This window comes from Luteimonas sp. A649 (assembly GCF_054072735.1).
The window spans coordinates 1,016,482-1,042,297 of record NZ_JBSVRQ010000001.1; the positions used below are offsets into that span (position 1 = coordinate 1,016,482).

Here is a 25,816-nt window from a genome sequence, read left to right on the forward strand (position 1 = left end):
GGCGCCTGCGCCGGCCGGCCGCCGGCGCCTGCTGCAAAACCCGTCTCTCCCGCCCGCGGGACGACCTCGCGCAAGACCTGACCATGCTCGAATTTCCCCGCTGGAAGTACATCCTGATCCTCATGGTGGTGTTGTTGGCGACGCTGTACGCGCTGCCCAACATCTATCCCCAGGATCCGTCGGTACAGATCACCTCCAACCGCGGCGCCGCCACCGGCGTCGAGCTCGATGCCCGCATCGAGGCCGCGCTGGCGGCGGCTGGAGTGACCCCGAAGTCGGTCGACACCGACGGCGAGGGCGAGCGCATGGTCCGGCTGCACAGCCTCGAAGACCAGACCCGCGCCGCGGACGCCCTGCGCCCGGAACTGGGCGACGAATACGTGGTGGCGCTCAATCTCGCCTCCACCGTGCCGGACTGGCTGACGTGGTTCGGCGCCAAGCCGATGCTGCTTGGGCTGGACCTGCAGGGCGGCGTGCACTTCGTGCTCCAGGTCGACCAGCAGGCGGCGCTGGACAAGCGCCTTGATGCCTACGCCGACGAAGTCCGCGCCGTGCTGCGCGACAACCGCATCCGCTACGACTCGGTCGAGCGCACCGCCGGCGGTACGACCGTGGCCCAGCTCGTCGACGCCGAAGACGCCGACCGCGCCATGTCGCTGCTGGCCGTCGCGCAGCCGACCCTGCTGCGCCAGGCCGTACGCAACCGCATCACCATCCGCGTGCCCGAGACCGAGCTCAACCAGATCTCGGCCGACGCCATCGACCAGAACATCACCACGCTGCGCAACCGCGTCGACGAAGTCGGCGTGGGCGAGCCGGTGATCACCCGCCAGGGCAACGACCGCGTGGTCGTGCAGCTGCCCGGCGTGCAGGACACCGCCGAAGCCAAGCGCATGATCGGCGCCACGGCGACCCTGGAATACCGCGCGGTGATCGACGGCGATCCCTACGATGCCGTCGCCTCGGGCAACGTGCCGCCGGAAGCACGGGTCTATTACGAGCGCCGCACCGGCATCGACGGGAGGCCGATCCCGGTGCTGCTGTCCAAGCGCGTGATCGCGTCCGGCGAACAGATGGTCACGGCGCAGTCGGCGCTCGACGAGAACGGCATGCCGGCGGTGAGCGTGACGCTCAACAACGTCGGCGGCCAGCGCATGTTCGATTTCACCTCGGTGAGCGTCGGCAAGCCGATGGCCGTGGTCTACATCGAGCGCGTGCCGCAGGTCAGCACGAACGCGGCCGGCGAGGAAGTGCGCAGCTTCCGCGTCAGCGAAGAGGTGATCTCGGTCGCCAACATCAACGGCGTGTTCGGCAAGCAGTTCCAGACCACCGGGCTCGAGAAGGCCGAGGCCGACGGCCTCGCGCGCCTGCTGCGTTCGGGTTCGCTGGCTGCGCCGATGGACTTCATCGAGGAGCGCATCGTCGGCCCCAGCCTCGGCGCGGAAAACGTCGCGCGCGGTACCACGGCGGTCCTGTACGCATTCGTGTTCACGCTGATCTTCTTCGGCGTCTATTACCGGATGTTCGGCCTGTTCACCTGCGTCGCGCTGCTGCTCAACCTGTTGATGGTGGTGGCGATCATGAGCCTGTTCAACGCGACGATGTCGCTGCCGGGCTTCGCGGGACTTGCACTGTCGATCGGCATGTCGGTGGACGCCAACGTGCTGATCAACGAACGCATACGCGAGGAGCTCCGGGCCGGCATGCCGGCACGGGGGGCGATCGCCAACGGCTACGACAAGGCCTCGGGCACGATCTTCGACTCCAACATGACCGCGCTGCTGGCGGGCGTGGCGCTGTTCGCCTTCGGCACCGGCCCCCTCAAGGGCTTCGCGGTGACGATGGTGATCGGCATCCTGACCTCGGTATTCACCGCGGTGACCGTCTCGCGCGGCATCGCCACCCTGGTCTACGGCGGCAAGCGCAAGCTCAAGACCCTGGCCATCTGACGCGGGCACACGACACATGAACATTTTTCCCCTGCGCCTCATCCCGGCCACCCCGAACATCGACTTCATGCGCCTGCGCTGGGTGTGGGTGGCGGCGTTCGTGCTCCTGACGATCGCCTCGATCGCAGCGATCGCCGGCAAGGGCTTCAACTACGCGCTCGACTTCACCGGCGGCACCGTGGTCGAGCTGCGCTTCGAGTCCCCCGCCGACGTCGACGGCGTGCGCGAGCGCCTGGAGGATGCCGGCTACGGCAGCGCCCAGGTGCAGACCTTCGGCAGCGGTAGCGACCTGCTGGTGCGCCTGCAGCCGCGCGACGGCGAGACCAGCGCCGATGCCACCACGCGCACCGCGGAAGAAGTGCGCGAGGCGGCTTCGCTCGAGGGCAACCAGGCCACGATCATGGGCAATGCGTTCGTCGGCCCGCAGGTCGGGCGCGACCTCGCCTGGAACGGCCTGTACGCGATCCTGTTCGTGGTCGTGGGCTTCCTGATCTACATCGGCTTCCGCTTCGAGTGGAAGTTCGCGGTCGCGGCCATCGTGACCACGCTCAACGACGTGCTGATCGTGGCCGGCTGGTTCGCGATCAGCGGCAAGGAGTTCGATCTCACCGTGCTCGCCGGCCTGCTGTCGGTGATGGGCTTCTCGATCAACGACACCATCGTGGTCTTCGACCGCGTGCGCGAGAACTTCCGCGCCATGCGTGCGCCGCCGATGGAAGTGCTGAACGCCTCGATCAACCAGACCCTGTCGCGCACGATCATCACCTCCGTGGTGGCGTTCCTGACCGTGCTGGCGCTGTTCATGTACGGCGGCGGTTCGCTGGAAGGCATGTCGCTGGCGATGATGATGGGCATCGTGATCGGAACGCTGTCGTCGATCTTCGTCGCCTGTCCGCTCCTGACCATGGCCTTCCTGAAGGTCACCAAGCAGGACCTGCTGCCGAAGGCCCGCGACGACGCGGAGCTCGCGCGCCGACCCTGAGCGCCGCGCTGTGGCCGCGATACTGTGGCCGGAATGCTGTGGGCGCGGCTATAGCCGCGATCGTGGTCGCGATGATGCCGCAGCCCGGCAAGCGAAATCGCGGCTATAGCCGCTCCCACAGGTGCCAGCGCAGTCGCGGCCGTAGCCGCTCCGACAAAAAACCCCGCAGCGATGCGGGGTTTTTCGTGGTGCCGGGATGGCCCCGGGCTTCAGAACGCCGCGGCGTAGCCGGACGCGACGATGGTCTTCTGCAGCGCCTCGGCGACGCGGATGTTGCCGGCCACGACCTGGCGGCTGTTCATCGCCACGTGCACCGGGCCCATCGGCGCGCCGCGGTAGTCGGTGACCTTGCCACCGGCTTCGCGCACCATCAGCATGCCGGCGGCGATGTCCCAGGCCTGCACGCCGGCCTCGAAGTAGCCGTCGCTGCGGCCCGCGGCGACATAGGCCAGGTCCAGCGCAGCGGAGCCGCTGCGGCGCACGTCCTCGGCCACCGACAGCACTTGGCGCATGCAGTCGAACTGCGCGGCCATGCGCGCGCGCTCGCGCGGGTGGAAGCCGGTGGAAATGGTGGTCCCGGCGAGGTCCTTGCGCTCGGCCACGCGGATGCGCTTCTCGTTGAGCTGGGCGCCACCGCCGCGGCTGGCGGTGAACAGCTCGTTGCGCAGCGGATCGAAGATCACGCCATGCAGCGGCTCGGGACCCTCGCACAGCGCGATCGAGACGCACCAGTGCGGGAAGCCGCGGAGATAGTTGCTGGTGCCATCCAGCGGATCGATGACCCAGGTGTAGCGGCTGGCGCCCTTGCTGCCCTTCTGCTCGCCGCCTTCCTCGCCAAGCACGGCGTATTCCGGATAGGCGCGGCGGAGCTCCTTGACCACCGTGACCTCGGCCAGGCGGTCGACTTCGCTGGCGTAGTCCATGCGGTCCTTCTCGACCACGTTGAGCGCGTCGAGCTTGTGCATGTGCCGAAGCAGGATGTTGCCTCCGGCGCGGGCCGCCTTGACCATGATGTTGACGGCAGGTTGTTGCATCGCAGGGGGCTCCGACGTGGGGAAAGGCAGCAGGGGGAAAGAGCAGTCGGCTCGAGGCCGTCGCGCAGTTTACCATTCGCTTCCATGAACACTGCGCACCCAGCGGGCGAAGTCCGCATCGTCCTCGTCGGCACCCAGCATCCCGGCAACATCGGCTCGGCCGCCCGTGCCATCAAGACCATGGGCCTTGAGCGCCTGGTGCTGGTGGCCCCCGAGCGGTTCCCGCACGCCGACGCGGTGGCGATGGCGGCGGGGGCCGACGATGTCATGGAGGCCGCGACCATCGTCGGCAGCCTGGCCGAAGCGGTGGCCGACTGCGCCCTGGTGCTGGGCTGCACGGCGCGCAGCCGGCGCATCGCGCTCGAGGAGCTGGCGCCACGCGCCGGGGCCGCGCGCCTGCTGGATGCCGCCGGTCCGAAGGCGCCGGTGGCGCTGGTATTCGGCCGCGAGCGCACCGGGCTGGACAACGACGAGCTGCAGCTGTGCCACGCGGCGATCCACATCCCGGCCAATCCCGATTACAGCTCGCTCAACCTCGCGTCCGCCGTGCAGGTGCTGGCCTATGAGCTGCGGATCGCGTTGCTTGAGCGCGCCAGCCTGCCCACCGGCGGGGGCGACGGCCATCGCGAACCGCCGGCCAGCCACGCCCACCTCGAGGGCTTCTTCGCCCAGCTTGCCGACACCCTGGACGCCATCGATTTCCACAAGGGCAGGGCGCCCGATTCGGCGCTGCGCAAACTGCGCCGGATCTTCCTGCGCAGCGCCCTGGACGAACGCGAGGTCCGCCTGCTGCGCGGCGTGCTCGCCGACGCCCAGCGCATGGCGCGCCTGGCCGCGAACCCGGGCACGGACGGAGCGTGACCGTGTGCCCACCTCGGGGTTTTCGGCTACCCTGTGCCGTCATCCGCGCCCAGAGTCCAGACCGAAGCCCGATGTTCCGCCGCCTCCGCCAGCTGCTGGCCGCGATGGCCGCGTCGTTGCTCCTCTGTGGCCAGGTCGCCGCCAGTGAACCTGGCGTGCTGGTGCTCGGCAGGATCAGCGACGACCCGGCAGCGCACTACGACCAGCTCAAGCCGCTGCTGGACTATGTCGTCCCTCGGATGCGCGACGTGGGCATCCGCGAGGGCCGCGTGCTGATGGCGCGCGACGCCAAACAGATGGAGAGCTACCTGCGTCGGGGTCGCGTCGACTGGGTCACCGAAACCTCGGCCGGCGCGATGGCGCTGGAAGCCCGCGCGCACGCGCGTCCGCTGCTGCTGACCGAGCGCAGCGGCGTGGAGGCCTACCACACTGTTTTCATCGCCCGTCGCGACAGCGGCATCAACAGCCTTTCCGACCTGCGCGGGCGCAGCATCGCGTTCCAGAACCCGAGTTCCACCAGTGCGTATTTCGTGCCGGCGATGGAGCTGATCGCGCTCGACCTGCCGATGGAGATCCTGCTGTCGCCCTTCGACCGCCCGGTCGCGGGTTCGGTGGGATACCTGTTCGCGCGCTCGGAATTCAACATTTCCACGTGGGTGCACAAGGGCCTGGTCGACGCCGGCGCCTTCAGCAACCTCGACTGGGAAAGCATGCTGCGCATGCCCGAGAGCTACCGCCGCGACCTGGTCGCCTTCCATGCCACCGATGAGTACCCGCGGGGGCTGGAGATGGTGCGCGGCGACCTCTCGCCGGCGGTCGTGGAGCGCCTGCGCGAAGTGCTGGCCGGGGCCGCCAACGATCCCGCCGCCAGCGAGGCGCTGCAGCGCTTCTTCGGCACGACGCGCTTCCTGCCGATCGACGGCGACACGCGCAGGTCGCTGGACGCGCTCAGCTCGGGCGTGGCGCGTGTCGCCTCGGTGCTCGAATGAAGCCCGGCAACGGCCTCTATGTCCGCTTCCTGGCCGCGCTGGTGGCGGCGGTGCTGGCGGTGCTGGCGGTGGTGGTGGTGGTGCTGCACCGGCAGGAGGTGATGCGCAACGAGGTGCTGGCGCTGGGGCAGGAGTCCATGCATGCGCTGGCCTTCGACCGCCTCGCCGAGCGTTCCGAGGCCGCGGGCGTCGAGCTCGCCACCAGCCTGGTCAATCCGCTCTATTACTTCGACCTTGAACAGATCGGCGTGCTGCTGCGGGCGATGCTCAAGCAGCCCGATGTCGCCTACGCGGTGGTCTACGACAACGACGGCGCCGTGATCCACGACGGATCGCGCGACATCCGCAGCTACGGCCAGGTGATGGACGACGCGATGGCGTTCGAGGTCGTGACCGCGCGCGCGCCGCATATCCAGGCCAGCGACGAGGTGCTCGACGTGGCCGTGCCGCTGTACATCGGCGACGCGCGCCTGGGCGGGCTGCGGGTCGGCTATTCGCTGGCTTCGGTCATGGCGGACGAGCAGCGCGCCGCCAACAGCATGGGCCAGCGCCTGGCGGTCATCGGCCAGCGCCACGCTGGCTGGATCGCGACCCTGATGGCCGGGCTGGTGCTGCTGGCGGTGGGCCTGGGCGTTCTGGTGCAGCGCAGCCTGGTGCGGCCCGTGCGCCAGCTGGCCGACGCCGCGCGCGAGATCGAGTCGGGCAATTTCGTGGCCGGGCTCCCGGCGAGCAAGCGCGCAGACGAAGTCGGCGACCTCATGCGCGCCTTCAGCCGCATGCGCGAGAGCATCGCCCGCCACGACCGCGAGATGCGGCGGATGGCCTATACCGACGCACTGACCGGTCTCGCCAACCGGCTCGCGTTCCGCGAATCACTCGACCGCAGGCTGATGGAGCTGCATGGCGCCAGCCGGCAGCTTGCGCTGCTGTTCGCCGACATCGACGATTTCAAGCGCGTCAACGACACCCTCGGCCACGACGCCGGCGACGAGGTGCTGGTGCAGTTCGCCAACCGCATCCGCGAAACCGTCGACCGCCTGGGGGGCGAGGGCTCGGTGCTGGCGCGCTTCGGCGGCGACGAGTTCGTGATCCTGGTCGAAGCCGTCGGCAGCGACTCGGCCGACATGCGCGAGCAGGCCAGCCACCTTGCCCAGACGCTGGTAGCCGAGCTCAGCAGGCCGATCGTGGTCGGCGGGCGGCAGGTGTTCCTGGGCACCTCGATCGGCGTCACCCTGTTCCCCGACGATGCCGCCGGCGCCACCATGCTGATGAAGAACGGCGACATCGCGATGTACCAGGCCAAGGTCGCGGGCAAGAACTGCCACCGTTTCTACAGCCGGGCGATGGACCAGGCCGTGGAGCGCAGGGTGAGCATGGAGCAGGACCTGCGCGGCGCCTGGGAGCGCGGCGAGCTCAGCCTGGCCTACCAGCCGGTCTACCGCCTTGAGGACCGCAGCCTGGTCGGCGCCGAAGCGCTGCTGCGCTGGCACCATCCCGAGCACGGCATGATCGCGCCGTCAGTGTTCATCGACGTCGCCGAGCAGAGCGGCCTGATCGAAACCATCGGGCCGCAGGTGCTGCGCGCGGCCTGCACGGACGCGGTGGCGTGGCGACGCGACTTCCCGGGTAGCAGCCTGTTCGTCTCGGTGAACGTCTCGCCGCGGCAGCTGCGCAACGGCGACCTGGCCGCGCTGGTGGACCACACCCTTGCCCAGACCGGCCTCCCCGCCGACGGCCTGCACATCGAACTGACCGAAACCGCGGTGATCGGCGACGAGCTGCGCGTGAGCAGCCTGCTCGCGCGCCTGCGCGACGCCGGGGTCAAGGTCTGGCTGGACGACTTCGGCACCGGCTTCTCTGGCCTGAGCCACCTGCGCCGGGTGCCGGTGGACGGGGTCAAGATCGATCGCAGCTTCGTCGCCGACGTGCTGCGAGACCCCGACGACCTGGCGCTGACCACGGCGATCATCGCCATGGCGCACTCGCTGGGCATCACCGTGGTTGCCGAGGGCGTGGAGAAGGAAGGGCAGTACGACGTGCTGCGCGAGCGCGGCTGCGACCTGGCCCAGGGCTACTGGCTCGGCTATCCCATGAACGTGCACGACTTCCGCGGCCTGCTGGGCTGACGGAAGCTGGCCTCAGGCGTCTGGCGTACCGCAGCGTTCGCCCAGCGCCTGCGCGAGCCGGGCGTTGGCGTCCTCGAGGGCACGCGCGAGCGCGGCATAGGCTTCGTCCTCCGTGCCGTTCCAGTTCATCGACGGAAGCTGGGAGCGCACGATGATGGACTCGCCGGCCATACGCGTGCGGTAGACGACCACGGGAACCTTGCTGCCCAGGTTGCGCGCGATGTAGAGGCGCAGCAGCTCGACGTCCACGGCGCGGGCCCGGGCCGCATCGCCTGCGGAAATGCCTGCGCGCGCAAGCGATGCGCGAACCAGCGGCAGCGGATCCTCGAGCGCGAAGCGCTGCCCGTGCAGGCCACCGGCTTCTGCACCGGCCTGGCGGGCGTCGACCAGCGATGCCAGGCGGTACGAGCAGCCGGGGTCGTGGCGCGCGGCCGGCACGAGGCGGCTGGCATCCACGGGGATGTCGCGGGTGGGGCCGACGCAGGCTGCCAGGGGCAGTAGGGCCAGCAGCGTGGCTCGACGCAGGGCGCGCACGTCAGTTCCCGCTGGCTTCAGTCGTATCGTTCCCGGTCGTGGGCACGCTGTCGCCGGGGCCGGCGTCGTCGTGTGCGGATTGGCCGTCGTGCGTGGCGGCAACGGCAGGCACGGTGTCGTCACCGGTTTCGCCCTGCACCACGGTGTCGACCGTGGCGTCGACGATCCTGGAGGCGTCAGGGCTACCGGGCGGGCTCTCGATCGGATCCGCCGACCCGGCATCGCCTACCGCGAGCCCGGCGCCAGGCCCATCCTCGGCCACCGCGCCCACCGCTGACACGTCCGCCTGCACCTCGGTGTCCACGGCCTCGGCCGGTTGCGAGCGCGCCGCGATCAAGGTGGCCTCCGTCGCCGATGGCACGTTGCCGATCGGCTCGAAGCCCGAGAGGCTCTGTGCAATGCCGTTGCCGCTGCGCACCCAGGCCCAGCCGTCGCCTTCGCGCAGGCCGCGGCCGTTGAACTCGAGGCCGCGCGCGCGGGCGGATTCACGCTTGACCTTGGCTTCCGCCTCGGCGCGGCCTTCGGCGGACAGATCGTAGACGAGCATGTCGACCACGTGGTCGATGCCGCGGTCGAGCATGGCCTCCAGTCTCGGGGCGCCCATTTCAAGCCAGCGGCCGGCATCGCCGTCGGCGTCCAGGCCGATGTCGTCGAGCGGGAAATGGAAGGCATAGCGCCGGAAGAACGGTGTCCGGACCTTGATCTTGCCGTTGGCCCTGGGCTCGCGGACAGCGAAGCTTGCCGTCAGGGCGACCGACATCAGTTCGAAATCGTTGCGCATCGCGTAGCGCGGCATCAGCACCAGGCGCTCCACGGGCTCGGAAAGCGTGCCCGTCGCATCCGCCGCCAGCCACGGCGTCGCGCGCAGTTCGAACACCGGCGACGGCGAAATCCCTTCGGACGGCAGCCGTTCGCGCAGCGCCGCTTCCATCCGCGCCTGGAAGGGATAGTCGACCAGGAGGTTGCGCAGCTCGGCCACGCGGCGCTCCGCGTTCTTGACCTGAGTGCTCTCGATCGCGGAGCCGATCAGGGCGCCGAGGAGCCCGAACTGCATGGCCGCGCCGGAACTGTCGGGCACGTCGACCGCCAGCTCCTGCTGCTCCTGCACCAGTTCGACCCCGAGTTCGCCGGCAAGCGGCAGGGGCAACGGCTGTTTCGCGGCCAGGGCCGGCATGGAAATGCACAGCAGGCCGATCCCGATGATCAGGCGAAGATTCATGGATGTGTCCCCCGGTGAAGCGTCCCCGCGGTCCGGCATCCTGCGCCGGGCCGCCCCGTCGCGAGTGTCACCGTGGCGGCTGTGCCTGTAAAGCCCGGACGAGGCTCAGAACAGGCGGTCCATCCATTCCGCGGCCAGTGCGGCCAGGGTGCCGCCGGTGATCCCGAAGACCGTGATCGCGGCCAGGCCTGCACCCCAGGCCACCAGCATCAGCGCACCGTCGCGCTCCACCAGGGCCAGTGCGTAGGCGAGCAGCAGCAGGCCGAACACGTAGTTGGTGAACGGGATCGGCAGCGCAAGCAGGATGCCGAGCAGCACCAGGAGCAGGCCGGTGACCATGGTCGCGGCGGGGTGGTAGATCATCCGCGGCAGGCGCGGCCGCACCACCCGTTCCAGGCGCTTCAGCCACGGCGCAATCCGGTGCTCGAAGCGCGCAAGGGTGCCGCGACGGGGTCCTCGGTCGGCGACCATGCGCGGCAGCCACGGGCGGCGCATGCACACCAGGAGTTGCAGGCCGATCACGCTTACCAGCGGGCCGCTGAGCGCGCCCGCCACGCCGGGGATCGGCAGGAAGGCGGGCAGGGTGGCGATGAACAGCAGCATGCCGAACAGGCTGCCGCCCAGCCCCTCCATCACCGAGCGCAGGGTGACGACGTCATCGGCGGGTCCCGCGGCCAGCGCGGCGAGCACGGCCCGCACGCTGGCCTGCGCGGGCGGGCCGTGGGTGTCTTCAGCCATCGCCCGGCGGGTTGCCGCCCACCCGCTGCAGCAGCAGCTTGTCGATGCGCGGACCGTCGAGGTCGACCACTTCGATGCGCCAGCCGGCCCATTCGAAGTGTTCGCCAACGCTCGGGATGCGGCCGAAGTGGGCGATGGTCATGCCTGCGGCCGTGTTGTAGTCGCGATCGTCGCCGTCGGGCAGGGGCTTGCCGTCGAGCAGCTCGCGCAGCGAGTCGGCATCGAGCACGCCGTCGACCAGCAGCGAGCCGTCGTCGCGCATGACCACCAGCGGGTGGGCGTCGGCGCCTTCGCCGCTTGAGGTGCGGCCGATGACCGCCTCGAGCACGTCGTTGACGCTGATCAGGCCAGTGACGCCGCCGTACTCGTCGACCACCAGGGCCAGCGACTGCTGCTCCTCGCGCACGATCTCCAGAAGCTTCAAAGCGGGCGTCGACTCGGATACGAACAGCGGTTCGCGCAGGTGCTCGAACAGGTCGAACTCGCCCGCCTGGAAGCGTTCGATCAGCGACTTGACCTCGAGGATGCCGACGACCTCGTCATCGTTGCCGCGGTACACCGGGTAGCGCGAGAACGGGGTTTCGCGCATGGTCGCCAGGTTTTCCTCGAAGCTCTCCGCCGCATCCAGCCATGCGATGCGTGTGCGCGGCGTCATCAGGCTCTCCGCGTCGCGGTCGCCCAGCGCGAGCACCCGGTTCATCATGTTGCGTTCGTCGGCGTCGATCACGCCCTGCTCGTGGCTCTCGCTGACCAGCAGGCGGATCTCTTCTTCGGTGACGTGCGCGGCCTGGGTGTCGTTGAGCCGCAGCAGGCGCAGCATGCCGCGCACCGAGGCGCTGAGCACCCACACCGCCGGCGTGGCGATCCTCGACAGCCAGTGCATCGGCAGCGCCACCACGCTCGCCAGCCGCTCGGGCGCGAGCAGCGCCAGGCGCTTGGGGAGCAGTTCGCCGAAGACGATGGTGAAGTACGTGATCAGCCCGACCGCCAGCGTCTTGCCGACGGCACCGGCATGGCCGCCGAGCACCGGCAGCTGCGCAGCCAGCCAGGCTTCGATGATGGCGCCCAGGGCGTCGCCGCCGAACATGCCGGCGAGGATGCCGATCAGCGTGATGCCCACCTGCACGGTGGAGAGGAAGCGCTCGGGATGCTCCGCCAGCTCGAGTGCCTTGGCGGCGCTGCGCTGGTCCACCGCCATCTGCTTCAGGCGGGGCTTGCGCGAGGTCACCACCGACATCTCGGAGAGCGCGAAGAAGGCGTTGCACGCGATCAGCGCGGCAATGATCAGGATCAGTTCGATCATGGCCGGGACCTCCCCGCCATGGCCGGGAGCAGGGGATCGGATTCGGGCTGGTCCCCGCGCTGGCGGGGGGGCGGTCTAGAGTCGTCGTCCATGGGATATGGCAGCGCGTCGGGCGCGGCAAGCGATCATATCAGGTCGTCTTTCCGTCCTGGACGATCGCGATGTCCCCCTACCGGGGCCGGGCCGGAGGTCCGCGGATGGCGACAACGGTCATTAAGCCGTCATAATTCCCCATCTTGGGCCGTCCACTCCACGACGGCGGGGCCTCCCGATGTTCTCGTTGCAAACCATGTTCGGTCAGGGCAAGCAGTTCTACACCCTGTTGGAAGATTCCGCCCAGGCCGCCCTGGATGCCGCCGTCGCACTCCACCAGATGCTGCGCGAAGCCGATCGCCAGCCGGCGCTGGACGCCTTCAAGCTCGCGCGCCTGCGCGAGCGCGAAGCCTCCAACAAGATCAGCCAGGCCCTGGTCGACAGCTTCATCACCCCGATCGAGCGCGAGGACATCGAGGCCCTGGGTTCGGCGCTGTACAAGATCCCCAAGCAGATCGAGAAGTTCGCCGACCGCTATTCGCTGGCAACGGCGCACCTGGAGCACATCGACTTCGCGCCGCGTGCGGCGATGCTGGAGCAGGCCGCCGGCGTGGTGCTGAAGATGGTCAAGCAGCTGCGCCAGCTGAAGCTCGAGCCCATGAAGGCGCTCAACGACGAGCTGCGCGCGGTGGAAAACGAAGCCGACCGGCTGATGCTCGAACTCTACCGCGACATCTATTCGGGCCGGCTCGACGCCCGCGAGATGTTCCTGCTCAAGGAATTCTTCGAGATCCTCGAGAAGGCCATCGACCGCTGCCGCGAGGCGGGCGTGGTGGCCTACGAAATCGTGCTCAAGAACAGCTGAGGCCAGGTCCATGCTCACCCTGGTGCTGGCGGTCATCCTGGTCGCGCTGACCTTCGAGTACATCAACGGGTTCCACGACACGGCGAACTCCATCGCCACCGTGGTCGCGACCAAGGTGCTGACGCCGATGCAGGCGGTGGGCCTCGCGGCAAGCATGAACCTGATCGGCGCGCTGGCCGGCACGGCGGTGGCGAAGACGATCGCGTCCGGCCTGATCGATGCCGGCGTGGTCGAGGTCGGTTCGCAGCTGCTGCTGTGCGCACTGATGGGCGGCATCACCTGGAACCTGATCACCTGGTGGTTCGGGCTGCCGTCGTCGTCTTCGCACGCGCTGATCGGCGGGTTGATCGGCGCCGCACTCGCCGCGACCTCCAACAACTGGGATTCGATCATCTGGTCCGAGCCGGCCGAGCCGGTCTACAACAGCGCCGGCGTGCTGTGGAAGGTGATCGTGCCGATGGTGTCGTCGCCCGTGCTGGGCTTCGTCGCCGGCTTCCTGATGATGGGCGTGCTGTTCTTCGTGATCTCGATGATGGCGCGCGCCGGCGGCTGGCTGGCGCGCATCGCGCGGCCGCGCTGGGTCAACGGCTTCTTCGGGAAGGCGCAGATCGTCAGCGCCGCCGGCATGGGCTTCGCCCACGGCATGAACGATGCGCAGAAGACGATGGGCATCATCGCCCTGGCACTGGTGAGCGCGCAGTCGGTGGGCACGCTGGACGCGCTGCCCGGCTGGCTGGCCTTCCTGCATCCTTCGGAAGGCGCGCTGGCCGACGGTGACATCGACCTGTGGATCAAGATCACCTGCGCGCTGGTGATGGCGGCGGGCACCGCCGCGGGCGGCTGGCGGATCATCAAGACCCTGGGCCACAAGCTGGTGAAGCTGCATCCGATCCACGGCTTTGCCGCGGAGACCAGCGCGGCTACGGTGATCCTCGCGGCGTCGTCGCTGGGCATCCCGGTGTCCACCACGCACAACATCTCGTCGGCGATCATGGGCGTGGGCACGGCCAAGCGGCTCAACGCCATCAAGTGGACGGTGGTCGAAAAGATGATCGGCGCCTGGATCCTGACGATCCCGATGTCGGGCGGGATCGCCTACGCCCTGTACCGGCTGCTGGGCTGGCTCGGCCTGCTCTGAAGCTCCTACAGCAGGTCGCCCTCGGCGTTGAGCATGCGTTCCAGGCGATCGCCCATGCCGCCGATCTCCAGCACCAGGCGGCCGAGTTCGGCCGGGTCCAGGCTGTCGTAGGGGCGGTTCTCGCACAGCTGCAGATACGGCACCTGGTCGAGTTCGCCGATGGCGAGGTAGCCCACGCGGCTGTCCCAGTTGTAGGCCAGCGCGCGGCGCGCATCGATGCCTGTGATCGGCGCCACCGCGGTGCTCACGCGGAGGTAGCAGCGGTGGTCGTCGTCCTGGAGTTCGGAGAGGAAGATCGACTGGTGGCGACGCCCGCCGTCGAGGCTGAGCTCGACGCCGATCACGAAGGCTTCGTTGACGATCGTCTTGAAGCCGTTGGTCGCGACGTGGCGGCGGACCTGTTCGAAGTTCTGCATGGCATACCCGCTGGAGTGGACGGGGTGGCTATCCTAGCGCAATGGCGCATACCGACCCGGCAGCCCGCATCCTCGACGCCGTGCGCGCGATTCCGCGCGGCGAAGTTGCGGGCTATGGGGAAGTCGCGCGCCGGGCGGGGCTGCCGGGACGCGCGCGCTGGGTGGCGCGGCTGCTGGCCGGCAGCGACGACCCGGGGCTGCCCTGGCACCGCGTGCTCCGCAGCGACGGGCGGATCGCGTTCCCGGCCGGCTCTGCAGCCTGCGAAGAACAGGCACGGCGGCTGCGCGCCGACGGCGTTGAGGTGGTCGACGGCCGCGTCCGCATGGTCGCGGTCGTGCGCTCGCTCGATGCCGAGGTCTGGGGACCTGGGTGACGGCGGCGTGCAGCCGATGGCGATGTAAACGCTATCATTGGCGCTGACCGCGCAAGGACCCGGAATGCTGACGAATCTGCCGCCCGCCACCAAGGCCCTGTTGATCGCCAACGTCGCCGTGTTCCTGCTGCAGTGGCTGCTGGGCGGGACCACGCTGGACCCGCTGATGCTGTGGCCGATCGGCGTGGACGCGTTCACGGTGATGGCCGGCGCGCAGCAGTTCGGGCCCTGGCAGCTGCTCACCTACGGCTTCCTGCATGGCGACCTGGCGCACCTGCTGTTCAACATGCTGGCACTGGTGATGTTCGGTTCGCAGCTGGAATACACCTGGGGCCAGAAGCGCTTCCTGACCTACTTCCTGGTGTGCGTGGTGGGAGCCGGCCTGTGCCAGCTGGCGATCGCGAGCTGGGCGGTGGCGCAGGGAAGCCTTCCGTACGCGACGCTGGGCGCCTCGGGCGGCGTGTTCGGCCTGCTGCTGGCCTACGGCATGCTGTTCCCGCACCAGCGGGTGATGCTGCTGATCCCGCCGATCCCGATGAAGGCGCGCACGCTGGCCATCGTGTTCGGCGCGATCACGCTGATCATGGGCCTGACCGGCACGCAGGCGGGCGTGGCCCATTTCGCGCATCTGGGCGGCATGCTGTTCGGCTGGCTGCTCATCCGCTACTGGCGTGGCCAGCCGCCGTTCCGCCGCGGCGGCCCGCGCGCGCGGCGCTTCTGAGTCGACCGCGCCCGGTCGGGCGCGGCCTTGTCGCCGGGGATGGCCCGTGGCGGGTCAGCGCCAGATGCCGATGCGCTCTTCGTCCTTGCGGACCATGGCATCGGCCGCCTTGCAGCCCCAGGTTTCGCTGAAGGCCGGCAGGTTGGACAGCGGGCCGTTGATACGCCACTGCCCCGGTGCCTGCAGCGCGGTGCCGGCACGCTGCTCGGCAACCGCCGGTGCCACCTGCTCGCGCCACAGCCCGGCCCAGGCCTTGAAGAACGACTCCTTCGCGGCCTTTTCGGCCCCGGGCAGGGCCTGGCCAAGGGCGTCCCAGGCGATCTCGACCGCGGCGAGGTCGGCCGCGTTCTCTTCACGCGTCAGGCTGCCGTTGACCTTGCGCCCGGTGATGCCGGGATAGTCGTAATTGCCGAACTGCACGGTCAGTGCGTTGAGGCGGTCGGTCCAGGCGGCGTCGGTGCCCGGCGTCCACCAGTCGCGGATCTCGCCCCGGGCATCGACGTGGCGGCCCTTGCCGTCGATTGCATGGCTGAGTTCGTGCGCCACCAAGGCGCCGAACGCGCCGTAGTGCGCGGCGCTGTCTTGTGACATGTCGAGTACCGGCGCCTGCAACACCGCGGCCGAGACCAGCAGGCGGTTGTGGGCGGGGTCGTAGGCGAGCGCCGGTTCCTGCGGCTGCACGGGCCAGCGTCGCTGGGCATTGCCGCGGCCGATGCGCTTCATTTCCTCGCGGTGGTGCCAGGTGGACGCGATGAGCATGTTGCCGCCGAAGCTGCCGCGACCCATCGGCTGCACCGTGTAATCGACGTTGCGCACTGGTGCACCGACCTCGATCTTCAGCGCCGCGAGCTTGGCGACGGCTTCGGCACGGGTGGCGTCGTCCAGCCAGGGGGCACGCTCGACCGCGCGGCGCAGGGCGTCGCGCACCTCGCCGGCCACGGCTTCGGCGCGGCTGCGGCTGGCCGCCGGCAGGTAGCGGGCGACGTATTCGCGCGCCACCATCTGCCCCGCGGCATGGTTGATGGCATGCAGGACCAGGCGCTCGCGCGAGGGCTGCTCGACCTCGCCCCGCAACACGCGGCCGCGGAAGTCGAAGGCGGCGTCGCGGAAGCTCTTCGAGAGATACGGCGCCATGGCATCGCCGACGTGGAAGCGCAGGTAGGTCTTCCACTGCGCGGGCTTCAGGCTGCCGACCATGCCGTCGAGGGCCGCGAACAGCTCGGGGTTCGAGATCGACACGCTGTCGTCGCTGACGCCCTGGGCCGCCAGGAACTCCGGCAGCTGCAGGCGCTTCCAGGTCTTGCCCAGGCCTTCGGTGGGCACCAGCGCATAGTTCTGGCGCGGGTCGCGCAGCGACGCCACGGGACGCGAAGCGCGCGCGATGCGGGTCTCCAGGTCGATGACCAGCTGTGACTCGGCCGCGAGATCAGCCTCGGCGGTGCCGGTCAGCGCCAGGATCTTCTGCACGTAGCCGTTGTACAGGCCGAGCAGGGCCCGGGCTTCCTCGTCCTCGCGGGTGTAGTAGGCGGGGTCGGGCAGGCCGGTGCCGCCCTGGGCGAAGTAACCGATATGGCGGTCGAGGTCGGCGAGGTCGAGGTCGGCGCTGAAGTTGAACAGCACCGGGATGCCGACCTGGTGCAGGGCGGCCACGGCCGGCGGGATGTCCTTCGCACGCTTGATGCCGTTGATCCGGTCGAGCAGGGGCGCGATCGGATTGGCGCCGTCGGCTTCGACGGCGGCCTCGTCCAGGCCGCTGGCCCAGAAGTCGCCGAGCAGGGTCTGCACGTTGCCCTGCGGCGCATTCATCGCCGTGGACAACAGTTCGCGCTGTTGTTCGAGCACGCGTGCCTGCAGATCGCCCAGGGCGGAGGTCGACCCGGCGGCTGGCACCGGAGTCGCCGCCAGCCAGTCCTTGTTCGCGAAGGCGTGGAAATCGCCGCAGGCGGTGGGGCCGGGCGGTGCCTTCGCGGCGGCGCGGCGCTGGGCGCCGGCGTCGGGAGCGGCAACGACGAGGGCAAGGGTCAACGCAAGGGCGAGCGGGGTGGTCCTGGGCATTGTCGGGTCCAGCGAAAAGTCCGGCGGAGTCTATCAAGGGCGACCGCAGGGAACGGTCGCGACGATGAACGGGGCAGCGAACCGGGACGGCGGTCGCGCAACGAAAAAGGCCCGGCGCGAGCCGGGCCTTTTCGGGGTGCCAGGGCGGGAACTACCAGATCACGACCTGTGCATCGCCCTCGCGGACCATGGCGTCGTCCGGAGTGCACTTGAACGCGGCGGCGAAGGCCGGCAGGTTCGACGGTGCACCCATCGCGCGGAAGTTCGCCGGCGCGTGCGGGTCGGTGGCGATGCGCACCTTGAGCTCCTCGTCGGTGAAGTTCCGGCGCCACACGGTGGCCCAGTTGGCGAAGAAGCGCTGGTCGCGGCTCAGGCCTTCGACCATCGGGTCCTCGCTGCCCTCGGTGGCCTTCTTCATCGCGTCGTAGGCCGTGGCCAGGCCGCCGAGGTCGGCGATGTTCTCGCCCAGCGTCAGCTTGCCGTTGACGTGCAGGCCCGGCGCCGCCTCGTAGCCATTGAACTGGGCGATGAGCTTGTCGGTGCGGCCGAGGAAGCCCTTGGCATCGGCCTCGGTCCACCAGTTCTGGAACTTGCCGGTGGCGTCGAAGCGGCTGCCCTGGTCGTCGTAGCCATGCGTCATTTCGTGGCCGATCACCGCGCCGATGCCGCCGTAGTTGAGCGGATCGTCGGCGTTGGCGTCGAAGAACGGCGGCTGCAGGATGGCGGCCGGGAACACGATCTCGTTGGCCAGCGGGTTGTAGTAGGCGTTGACCATCTGCGGCGGCATGCCCCACTCGGTCTTGTCGACCGGCTTGCCGATCTTGGACAGGCCCCACTTGTAGTTGAATTCGTTGGCGGCCAGCACGTTGGCCAGGTAGCTGTCGCGGGCGGTCTCGAGGCCCGACCAGTCGCGCCACTTGTCCGGGTAGCCGATCTTGGGCGTGAAGCTGGCCCACTTCTCCATCGCCTTGGCCTTGGTCTCGTCGGACATCCAGTCGAGGTTCTGGATGCGCTCCTTCAGCGCCTCGCTGAGGTTGGCAACGAGGGTTTCCATGCGCTCCTTGGACTCCTCGGAGAACGCCACCTTGACGTACATCTGGCCCAGCGCCTCGCCGGTCTGCTGGCCGATGGTCTCGAGCACGCGCTTGCCGCGCTCCTTCATTTCCTTCTGGCCGCGCATTTCGCGCGAATAGAAATTGAAGTGTTCCTCGGCGAAGGCGTCGGCAAGGTACGGCGCGGCGCCATCGACCGTGTGGAAGCGCAGGTAGGACTGCCAGGTCGCCGGCGCAACGTCGGCGAGCATGGTGCTGACCTCGGCGTGGAAGGCCGGGATCGCCAACGAGAACTTCGCCGGTACTTCAAGGCCCTGGGATTCGAAGAACGCGGTCCACGGGAAGTTCGGGGCCAGCGCGTCGGCGTCAGCCGGGCTGACCGGGTTGTAGAACAGGCTGACGTCGCGCGACATCTCCTCGCTGGACTTCGACACATTCGCCAGGCGGGTCTCGAACGCGACCACGTCGGCGGCCTGCGTCGCGGCGTCCGCCGCGGGGACGCCCGAGAGCTCCAGCACCTTCGCCACGTGCAGCTGGTAGGCCGCGAGCTTGTCCTTCTTGTCGGCGTCGAAGTAGTAGGTCTTGTCAGGCAGGCCCAGTCCGCCCGGGAAGGCGTAGGCGATGTTCATGGACGACTCCATGAAGTCGGCCTCGGGGCCGAAGCCGAACACGGTGAACTGGCCCTTGGCGGCGCTGGCACGCAGGTAGTCGGCGATCTTTTCCGGTGCTTCGAGCGCGGCGATCGCGGCCAGCTCGGACTCCAGCGGCGCGATGCCCTGGGCGTTGATGGCCTCGGCGTCGAGGCCGGTCGCCCAGATGTCGCCGACGATCTTGTCGACGCCGGTGGCGCCCTCGATCGCCGCGGCCTGGTCGGCCAGCTGGCGCTGGATGGCCTGCGAGCGCTCGGCGAGCATCTCGAAGGCACCCCAGGAAGTCTGGTCGCCGGGCACCGGGTTGGCGGCCAGCCACGTGCCATTGACGTAGGCGCCGAAGTCGGTGCAGGCGTTGCCGTTGGCGTTGAAGTCGCTGGCCTTGAAGCTGTTGACGCCGGGCAGCGAGGTCTCGTCAAGGGTGAAGGCGGGCGCGGCGGCGGGCGCGGCGGCATCGGCCACGGGCGTCGCGGCATCGCGCTGGCAGCCTGCGACTGCGACGGTGACGGCCAGCGAAAGCAGCAGGAACTTGGGTGCGGACTTGGAAGGATGGCTCACGGCGAACTCCGCCCGGAAGGGCATGGTCGATGGGAAGGGGCCAGCCGCGTTGACGGCCGAAGTGTGGAATCTACGCCTGGCCGCGGCAGGCCGGGGGTGCAGAAGGTCATGCAGCGGGCTTCCCGGAGGCGGGGTCGGTGTCGGCCGGCGCGGCGGCACCGTCGGGTCCGAGCGCGCGTGACTGGCGCCGGGGCGTGGTCAGCGGAGTCGGCTTCGGACCGGTGTTGGTGCGCATCATCCTCGCGCCTGCACCGATGCCCGCCGAGCGCTCCAGCTCGAAGCGTTCGGCCTCGAGCTTGCGCACTTCGGCGGTGATCCGGGCGGCTTCCTCGGGGTCGACGTCGAGCTGGCGCAGCGCGGCCTCGCCGAACATCAGGGCTGCGCCGAAGGTCTCGCGGATGGCGACATCGACCCCGGCGGCCACCAGCTTGAGCTTGTGCGCACGGTCGTAGGCGCGCACCAGCAGCCGCGCCTGCGGGAAGGCGGACCTGGCGAGTTCGACGATGCGGTCGGCCGCGGCGCGGTCGTCGACGCAGACGGCGATCGCGCGCGCGCTGCCGGCACCCGAGGCATGCAGCACGTCCAGGCGGGTACCGTCGCCGTAGTAGACCTTGAAGCCGAAGCCCGCGGCGCTGCGGATCATGTCGACGTCGCTGTCGATGATGGTGACGTCGACATCGCGCGCCAGCAGCGACTGGCTCATTACCTGCCCGAAGCGGCCGAAGCCGATGATCAGCACGCTGCCCGACTGGCCCGACGCCGCCTCCACGCTGTCATCGAGCGCGGCCTCCCGGCGGCGCGTGGCGCGTCGGACCGCCAGCATGGCCAGCGGCGTCAGTGCCATCGACAGCACCACGACCGCAGTCATCACGTTGTTGACCGCGCCGGGGATGACGCCTGCCGACTGGGCCGCGGAGTACAGCACGAAGGCGAACTCGCCGCCCTGGGCCATCAGCACCGCCCGGTCGAGGGCGTCGACGTGGCTGGCGCGCAGCAGGCGTGCGATCAGATAGATGCACGCCGCCTTGGCGAACATCATCAGCGGCACGGCGAGCAACACGAAGCGCCAGTCGGCCGCGACCACGGCCAGGTCGAGCGACATGCCCACGGCAAGGAAGAACAGGCCGAGCAGCAGCCCGCGGAAGGGCTCGATGTCGGCCTCGATCTGGTGCCGGAAGGTGGACTCCGACAGCAGCACGCCGGCAATGAACGCGCCCATCGCCATCGACAGACCGGCCATCTCCATCATCAGCGCCGCGCCCAGCACCACCAGCAGGGCGGCCGCGGCCATCACCTCGCGCGCGCGCGCGGCGGCCAGCAGCCGGAACAGCGGGTTGAGCAGGAACAGGCCCGCGGCGACCAGCGCCGCCAGGGTCGCCGCAGCGGTGCCGATCGCCAGCAGGCGTGAGCCGCCATCACCGGTTTCGTGCGCCGGCGACATGAACGCCACCAGCGCCAGCAGCGGCACGATCAGCAGGTCTTCGAACAAGAGGATCGACACCATCCTCTGGCCGCGCGGGGTCGCGATGTCGCCACGCTCGGCCAGCATCTGCATCACGATCGCGGTGGAGGTGAGCACGAAGCCGAAGGCGGCGATGAAGGCCACCGGCGGCGGCATGCCCAGCAGCAGCGCGATGCCGGTGAGGACCAGGCCACAGGCGCCGATCTGCAGGGGCCCGAGGCCGAAGATCTGCCGACGCAGCGCCCACAGGTGCGAGGGCCGCATCTCCATGCCGACCAGGAACAGGAACAGCACCACGCCCAGTTCGGCGACGTGGAGGATCGCCTGCGGCTGCGAAAACAGGGCAAGGCCGAAGGGGCCGATGGCCACGCCGCCGGCGAGGTAGCCCAGCACCGAACCCAGGCCCAGGCGCCTGAACAGCGGCACAGCGACCACCGCCGCGGCCAGCAGGACGACGACATGGGTGAGCTGCGAGGTATCGGCGATGCCCATTTATCCGTATGATGCACCGGTTGGCGCACGGCAGTCCGTTATCCGGTCATTGCCCAGCCGCGGCCCCGCAAGGCGCCCCGGCCCTTTAACTCCCGCACGTCTCTCGTCGCGCAGACACGGCCCCGGAACGTCCGGCCGCCGTTAAAAAACCATTGCCCGCCGCGCGGATCACGGAAAGCGCCGGGCAAGCTGCGAACCAGGAGTTCCATCCATGTCCGATATCCGGACCTTCGAGGCCCTCGGGCTCTCGTCCGCGCTGCTGCGCACGCTTGAAACGAGCGGCTACACCGTACCCACCCCGATCCAGGAGCAGGCGATCCCGCTGATCCTGGCTGGCCATGACGTGCTGGGCGCCGCCCAGACCGGCACCGGCAAGACCGCCGCCTTCGGCCTGCCGATGCTGCAGCGGCTGGCCAAGGAAACGCCGCCCAAGGGCCCGCGCAAGCCGCGTGCACTCATCCTCGTGCCGACCCGCGAACTCGCGGTGCAGGTCGCCGAGAGCATCAAGGACTACAGCCGCCACCTGCGCCTGAACGTCACGACCGTCTTCGGTGGTGCCGGGATGCAGCCGCAGATCGAGAACCTCCGCCGCGGCGTCGACGTGCTCGTCGCCTGCCCGGGCCGCCTGCTCGACCATATGGACAGCGGCCACGCCAAGCTCGACGCCGTCGAGGTGCTGGTGCTCGACGAGGCCGACCGCATGCTCGACATGGGCTTCATGCCGTCCATCAAGCGGATCCTCTCCCGCGTGCCCAAGGAGCGCCAGACGCTGCTGTTCTCGGCCACCTTCGAGGACCGCATCAAGGCGCTGGCGATCGAGCACATGCGCAAGCCGCGCCTGGTCGAAGTGGCCGCGCAGAACACCATTGCCGAGACCATCGTGCATCGCGCGCATCCCGTGGACGCGGCGCGCAAGCGCGACCTGCTGGTGGACCTGCTGTCCGCGCGCCACAAGGACCAGGTGCTGATCTTCGGCAAGACCAAGCACGGCTGCAATCGGCTGGCCGAGCAGCTCGAGACGTCCGGCCTGCCGGCGGTGGCGATCCACGGCAACAAGAGCCAGGCGCAGCGGCAGAAGGCGCTGGATGCGTTCAAGGCCGGGCGTGCCCGGATCCTGGTCGCGACCGACGTCGCCGCGCGCGGTCTCGACATCCCGAACCTGCCGCTGGTGATCAACCACGACCTGCCGATGGTGGCCGAGGACTACATCCACCGCATCGGTCGCACCGGTCGCGCCGGCGCGACCGGCGAGGCGCTGTCGCTGGTGTCGCCGGAAGAGGGCGGGCTGCTCAACCAGATCCAGAAGATGCTCAAGGCGGCGATCGTGATGGACGTGGTGCCGGGCTATGAGCCCAGTCGCCAGATCCGGCTGGATACGCCGATCCCGCCGCAGGGCGGTCGCGGCCAGCGTCCGGCCGGCCAGCGGCCCGGCGGCCAGCGCCCGGGCGGGCAGCGTGCCGGCGGCCAGCGCTCCGGTGCGGACGGCGCCGGTGAGCAGCGTCCGTCGCGTTCCGCCGGCAAGCCCGGCCACCGCCAGGGCGGGCACGGCAAGGCGCAGCCGGCGGCAGCGCATGCCCATGCCGGGCCGAAGGCCCCGGGTTCGCGTGGACGCGGCGGTCGTGGCCGCGGCGGCAGCAGGAGCGGTGCGAGCGCCTGAGGGCGCTCAGTTTCCGCCGTTGATGTCGCGGACCAGGCGGAAGCCGAGGTCGTCGAAGCCGCGGCTTGATTCGCGCGGCTCCGGTGCGGCGGTGTCGTCGCGCCAGCTCGCGCCGCTCGACACCCGCTGCTCGCAGCTGCCGCTGCAGTCGATGTTCCATTCCGCCAGGCGGCGTTCGCCGCCGGTGCCGGGCAGGCGCGCCCATTCGGATGCGGTGGCCAGGCGGTAGGCCAGGCCATCGCGCGCGCCCAGCCACTTCGCGTACGCGCTGGCGTCCTCCCATGACACGCACACCACCGGCTCGCCTTCGCGCTGTTCGAAGCCCGGCGAGCGCCAGGTACGCGGGGCGATGACCCGCAGCAGCGATGCACGCTCGCGGCATCGCGCGGGCTCGCGCCCGGTGGCCTCGGCGAAGGCCGCGTATTCGTCGCGGCTGACCAGGCGACGCATGGCTCCCAGGCGGATGCCGCCCTGCTGCACCAGCACCATGTCCACCCCCGGGCCGCCCAGGCGCTCGCCGGCAATGGGGATCGTGCGTGCGCGCTGCTCCAATCCTGAAAGCGCGGCGCCATCCAGGCCCATGCGCCGCGCGGCTTCGACGGCTGCAAGTGCCGCTGCGCGATCGAACTCCGTCGCTGCGTGCTCCACGCGGCTGCTGACCGCCTTGGCCATGCGCTTCCTGAGCGCATCCAGTGCGTCGCCGTCCGCGCGCGACGTGCGCGAGGCGAGCTGGTTGGCCTGCATGACGCCGGTGCGCGCCGCGTCGACCCGTCCGGAAGCGAAATCGCGTTCCGCCTTCTCGCCCAGGGCGGCGATCAGCGCATCGATGGCCGGTCCCAGGCGCAGGTGGTTGCGGTCGGCCTGCCAGGCGTCCAGCAAGCTGGTGTACGCGTTGTCACCCGCCGGGGTGGTCAGCCTGCCGGCGCGCAGCTGGCGCTCGGCGGCCACCAGCGAGCGTTCGGCATCCGATGCGGGCGCCGCGCGCAGCAGGGCGTCGTCCGGGTTGCCGAGGGCCGTCGCCGGGCGCGTGGCCAGGGTCGGGGTGGCGGGGGTCGTGGAGCCGTCGGCGGCGGAGGCGCGGTAGAACCCGGGGGCGTCGTCGCGGCGGTCGAGATACAGGCCGCCGGCGATGGAACCCGCGGCCACCACGACCACCATCAGCCAGGCGGCCGCGGGCAGCGTGCGCAGCCGGTCGCCGAGGTCGCGGAGCAGGCCCCCGGCACCGGCCCGGCCGCCGGCGGGGATGCGCTCGAGCGCGGAGAGCATCTGCCCTGCGTCCGCGAAGCGGCGTCCGGCGGACTTGGCCAGCGCGCGGTCGATGAAGGGCTGCCAGTGGCGGAGCCTGCCCGGCAGGCGCGGAATCGGGTCCTGCACGTGCATGACCGCCATCGACAGGGCGTCAGCGGCGTTGTAGGGCAGGCTGCCGACCAGCATTTCCCAGGCCAGCACGCCGACGCTGTAGAGGTCGGCGCGCGCGTCGACGCCTTCACCGCGCGCCTGCTCGGGCGGCATGTATGCGGTGCTGCCGACGGCGAGTCCCGCCGTGGTTACGCGCGCGCCGTAGCCGCGGCGGAGCGCGATGCCGAAGTCGGCCAGCAGCGGCCGGCCGCTGTCGTCGAACAGCACGTTCTCGGCCTTCACGTCCCGGTGCACGATGCCGCGCGAGTGCGCGTACTGCAGGGCCGACAGCAGCCCGCGCAGGATCTCGCGGACCGCGGGCTCGTCGCCCTGGAGGTCGCGCTGGCCGAGGTGGCCGCGCGCCAGGTAGGGCATCGAGTAATACGGGAGGCCGTCGCGCGTGCGGCCGACGTCGTGGATGCCGACGATGTTGGGGTGGTCCAGGCGGGCGACCGTGCGCGCTTCGTTCTCGAAGCGGCGGCGGCTGACCTCGTCGCCCAGGGCCTCGGGGAGCATGACCTTGATTGCCACCTCGCGTCCGAGCGACAGCTGCTCGCCGAGGTAGATGGTGGACATGCCACCCGCGCCCACGGCGTGCGTGAGCCGGTAGCCGGGAATTTCCGGCAACGGATGGTCGGCATCGCGTGAGCTGTACTGCGTCATCCCGGGCCCCCCTCAGGCGCGGATGAGGATAGCCGGACCGCGTTCGAATGGGATGAACGCCAGCGCGACTCCCGTCACGCCGCGGCAATCCCGTCCTGGCGGTCGGGCTTGCGACGCACGTAGACCTGCTTGCGGACGGATGCGACGACGTCGCCGGCCGCATCGTGGATATCGGTGTCGAACCAGTGCAGGTACTTGCCGCCCTCGGCGGTGCCCGCCCGCATGGCGCCGAGCACGTCGTCGCCGAGGTCGAAGCGCGCACGCACGGTGCCGCGTCCCGGCTTGAGGAAGCGGATTTCGCCAGCCTGGTCCCAGACGAAGTAGTCACGCCCCAGGGAGCGCATGGTCAGGAGCATCCAGAACGGATCGGTCATCGCGAACAGGCTGCCGCCGAAGTGGGTGCCGACGTAGTTGCGGTTGTACCAGCGCTGCCGCAGCTCGACGCTGGCATGCCGGAAATCCTCCTCGAGGGCGGTGATGCGGATGCCCGCGAACAGGAAGGGCGGCCACGTGTTCATGCCGCGGCGCAGGATCGAAGCCCGCATGG

20 protein-coding genes and 2 pseudogenes are annotated in these 25,816 nt (G+C 69.8%); 11 read left to right on the top strand and 11 right to left on the bottom strand.

The window, feature by feature from the left end:
* Positions 1-83: 83 nt before the first annotated feature.
* Positions 84-1,949: a protein translocase subunit SecD gene (secD, locus tag ACW5E8_RS04815; RefSeq protein WP_456964341.1), complete on the top strand. Its 1,866-nt coding sequence runs from the start codon at positions 84-86 to the stop codon at positions 1,947-1,949.
* A 16-nt stretch (positions 1,950-1,965) separates the two neighbouring features.
* Positions 1,966-2,931, top strand: a complete 966-nt coding sequence (secF, locus tag ACW5E8_RS04820; protein ID WP_456964342.1) for a protein translocase subunit SecF — start codon at positions 1,966-1,968, stop codon at positions 2,929-2,931.
* 209 nt (positions 2,932-3,140) lie between these two features.
* Here the strand turns inward: secF and ACW5E8_RS04825 are convergent, their stop codons facing one another.
* Positions 3,141-3,965, bottom strand: a complete 825-nt coding sequence (locus ACW5E8_RS04825; protein WP_456964343.1) for an inositol monophosphatase family protein — start codon at positions 3,963-3,965, stop codon at positions 3,141-3,143.
* Positions 3,966-4,049: 84 nt separating this feature from the next.
* Between ACW5E8_RS04825 and ACW5E8_RS04830 the strand changes: the two genes are divergently transcribed.
* The 4 genes and pseudogenes from ACW5E8_RS04830 to ACW5E8_RS04845 all read left to right on the top strand — a co-directional run.
* On the top strand, positions 4,050-4,826 hold the full coding sequence (locus tag ACW5E8_RS04830) for an RNA methyltransferase (protein WP_456964344.1): 777 nt from the start codon (positions 4,050-4,052) through the stop codon (positions 4,824-4,826).
* Between the two features lie 71 nt (positions 4,827-4,897).
* Entirely contained in the window at positions 4,898-5,815 is a 918-nt protein-coding gene (locus tag ACW5E8_RS04835; RefSeq protein ID WP_456964345.1) for a phosphate/phosphite/phosphonate ABC transporter substrate-binding protein, read from the top strand.
* 596 nt (positions 5,816-6,411) lie between these two features.
* Positions 6,412-7,125, top strand: a pseudogene (locus ACW5E8_RS04840) (diguanylate cyclase domain-containing protein); the annotation flags it as partial.
* A 75-nt stretch (positions 7,126-7,200) separates the two neighbouring features.
* Positions 7,201-7,941 (top strand): annotated as a pseudogene (locus tag ACW5E8_RS04845) (putative bifunctional diguanylate cyclase/phosphodiesterase); the annotation flags it as partial.
* A gap of 12 nt (positions 7,942-7,953) precedes the next feature.
* Here ACW5E8_RS04845 and ACW5E8_RS04850 read toward each other — a convergent pair.
* The 4 genes from ACW5E8_RS04850 to ACW5E8_RS04865 all read right to left on the bottom strand — a co-directional run bounded on the left by ACW5E8_RS04850 (position 7,954) and on the right by ACW5E8_RS04865 (position 11,735).
* Positions 7,954-8,475: a hypothetical protein gene (locus tag ACW5E8_RS04850; RefSeq protein ID WP_456964346.1), complete on the bottom strand. Its 522-nt coding sequence runs from the start codon at positions 8,473-8,475 to the stop codon at positions 7,954-7,956.
* 1 nt (position 8,476) lies between these two features.
* Positions 8,477-9,694: a hypothetical protein gene (locus ACW5E8_RS04855; RefSeq protein ID WP_456964347.1), complete on the bottom strand. Its 1,218-nt coding sequence runs from the start codon at positions 9,692-9,694 to the stop codon at positions 8,477-8,479.
* Between the two features lie 105 nt (positions 9,695-9,799).
* Positions 9,800-10,432 (bottom strand): exopolysaccharide biosynthesis protein, encoded by a 633-nt coding sequence (locus tag ACW5E8_RS04860; RefSeq protein WP_456964348.1) that lies wholly within the window; start codon positions 10,430-10,432, stop codon positions 9,800-9,802.
* Entirely contained in the window at positions 10,425-11,735 is a 1,311-nt protein-coding gene (locus ACW5E8_RS04865; RefSeq protein WP_456964349.1) for a hemolysin family protein, read from the bottom strand. Before ACW5E8_RS04865 ends, ACW5E8_RS04860 begins: the two co-directional genes overlap by 8 nt.
* A gap of 271 nt (positions 11,736-12,006) precedes the next feature.
* Here ACW5E8_RS04865 and ACW5E8_RS04870 point away from each other — a divergent pair, with 271 nt between their 5' ends.
* A complete protein-coding gene (locus tag ACW5E8_RS04870; RefSeq protein WP_456964350.1) occupies positions 12,007-12,633 on the top strand; it encodes a DUF47 domain-containing protein in 627 nt (208 codons plus the stop codon).
* A 10-nt stretch (positions 12,634-12,643) separates the two neighbouring features.
* Positions 12,644-13,771 carry an anion permease gene (locus tag ACW5E8_RS04875; protein ID WP_456964351.1) on the top strand — a complete coding sequence of 376 codons (1,128 nt, stop codon included), beginning with the start codon at positions 12,644-12,646 and terminating at the stop codon, positions 13,769-13,771.
* Positions 13,772-13,776: 5 nt separating this feature from the next.
* Here ACW5E8_RS04875 and ACW5E8_RS04880 read toward each other — a convergent pair whose 3' ends face one another.
* The gene (locus tag ACW5E8_RS04880; RefSeq protein WP_456964352.1) at positions 13,777-14,187 is read right to left on the bottom strand and encodes a hypothetical protein; all 411 of its coding nucleotides are present in this window, start codon (positions 14,185-14,187) and stop codon (positions 13,777-13,779) included.
* 41 nt (positions 14,188-14,228) lie between these two features.
* Between ACW5E8_RS04880 and ACW5E8_RS04885 the strand changes: the two genes are divergently transcribed.
* Positions 14,229-14,561 carry an MGMT family protein gene (locus ACW5E8_RS04885; protein ID WP_456964353.1) on the top strand — a complete coding sequence of 111 codons (333 nt, stop codon included), beginning with the start codon at positions 14,229-14,231 and terminating at the stop codon, positions 14,559-14,561.
* Positions 14,562-14,625: 64 nt separating this feature from the next.
* Complete coding sequence (locus ACW5E8_RS04890) at positions 14,626-15,282, top strand: rhomboid family intramembrane serine protease (RefSeq protein ID WP_456964354.1); 657 nt, start codon at positions 14,626-14,628, stop codon at positions 15,280-15,282.
* 54 nt (positions 15,283-15,336) lie between these two features.
* Here ACW5E8_RS04890 and ACW5E8_RS04895 read toward each other — a convergent pair whose 3' ends face one another.
* The 3 genes from ACW5E8_RS04895 to ACW5E8_RS04905 form a co-directional block, all read right to left on the bottom strand.
* A complete protein-coding gene (locus ACW5E8_RS04895) occupies positions 15,337-17,337 on the bottom strand; it encodes a M13 family metallopeptidase (protein WP_456964355.1) in 2,001 nt (666 codons plus the stop codon).
* Between the two features lie 151 nt (positions 17,338-17,488).
* Complete coding sequence (locus ACW5E8_RS04900; RefSeq protein ID WP_456964356.1) at positions 17,489-19,621, bottom strand: M13 family metallopeptidase; 2,133 nt, start codon at positions 19,619-19,621, stop codon at positions 17,489-17,491.
* A gap of 82 nt (positions 19,622-19,703) precedes the next feature.
* The gene (locus tag ACW5E8_RS04905; RefSeq protein ID WP_456964357.1) at positions 19,704-21,551 is read right to left on the bottom strand and encodes a monovalent cation:proton antiporter-2 (CPA2) family protein; all 1,848 of its coding nucleotides are present in this window, start codon (positions 21,549-21,551) and stop codon (positions 19,704-19,706) included.
* A gap of 211 nt (positions 21,552-21,762) precedes the next feature.
* Between ACW5E8_RS04905 and ACW5E8_RS04910 the strand changes: the two genes are divergently transcribed.
* Entirely contained in the window at positions 21,763-23,208 is a 1,446-nt protein-coding gene (locus tag ACW5E8_RS04910) for a DEAD/DEAH box helicase (protein ID WP_456964358.1), read from the top strand.
* A gap of 6 nt (positions 23,209-23,214) precedes the next feature.
* Here ACW5E8_RS04910 and ACW5E8_RS04915 read toward each other — a convergent pair whose 3' ends face one another.
* Positions 23,215-25,269 (bottom strand): bifunctional serine/threonine-protein kinase/formylglycine-generating enzyme family protein, encoded by a 2,055-nt coding sequence (locus ACW5E8_RS04915; RefSeq protein ID WP_456964359.1) that lies wholly within the window; start codon positions 25,267-25,269, stop codon positions 23,215-23,217.
* A 74-nt stretch (positions 25,270-25,343) separates the two neighbouring features.
* Positions 25,344-25,814: a DUF4442 domain-containing protein gene (locus tag ACW5E8_RS04920; protein ID WP_456964360.1), complete on the bottom strand. Its 471-nt coding sequence runs from the start codon at positions 25,812-25,814 to the stop codon at positions 25,344-25,346.
* Between the last annotated feature and the right edge of the window lie 2 nt (positions 25,815-25,816).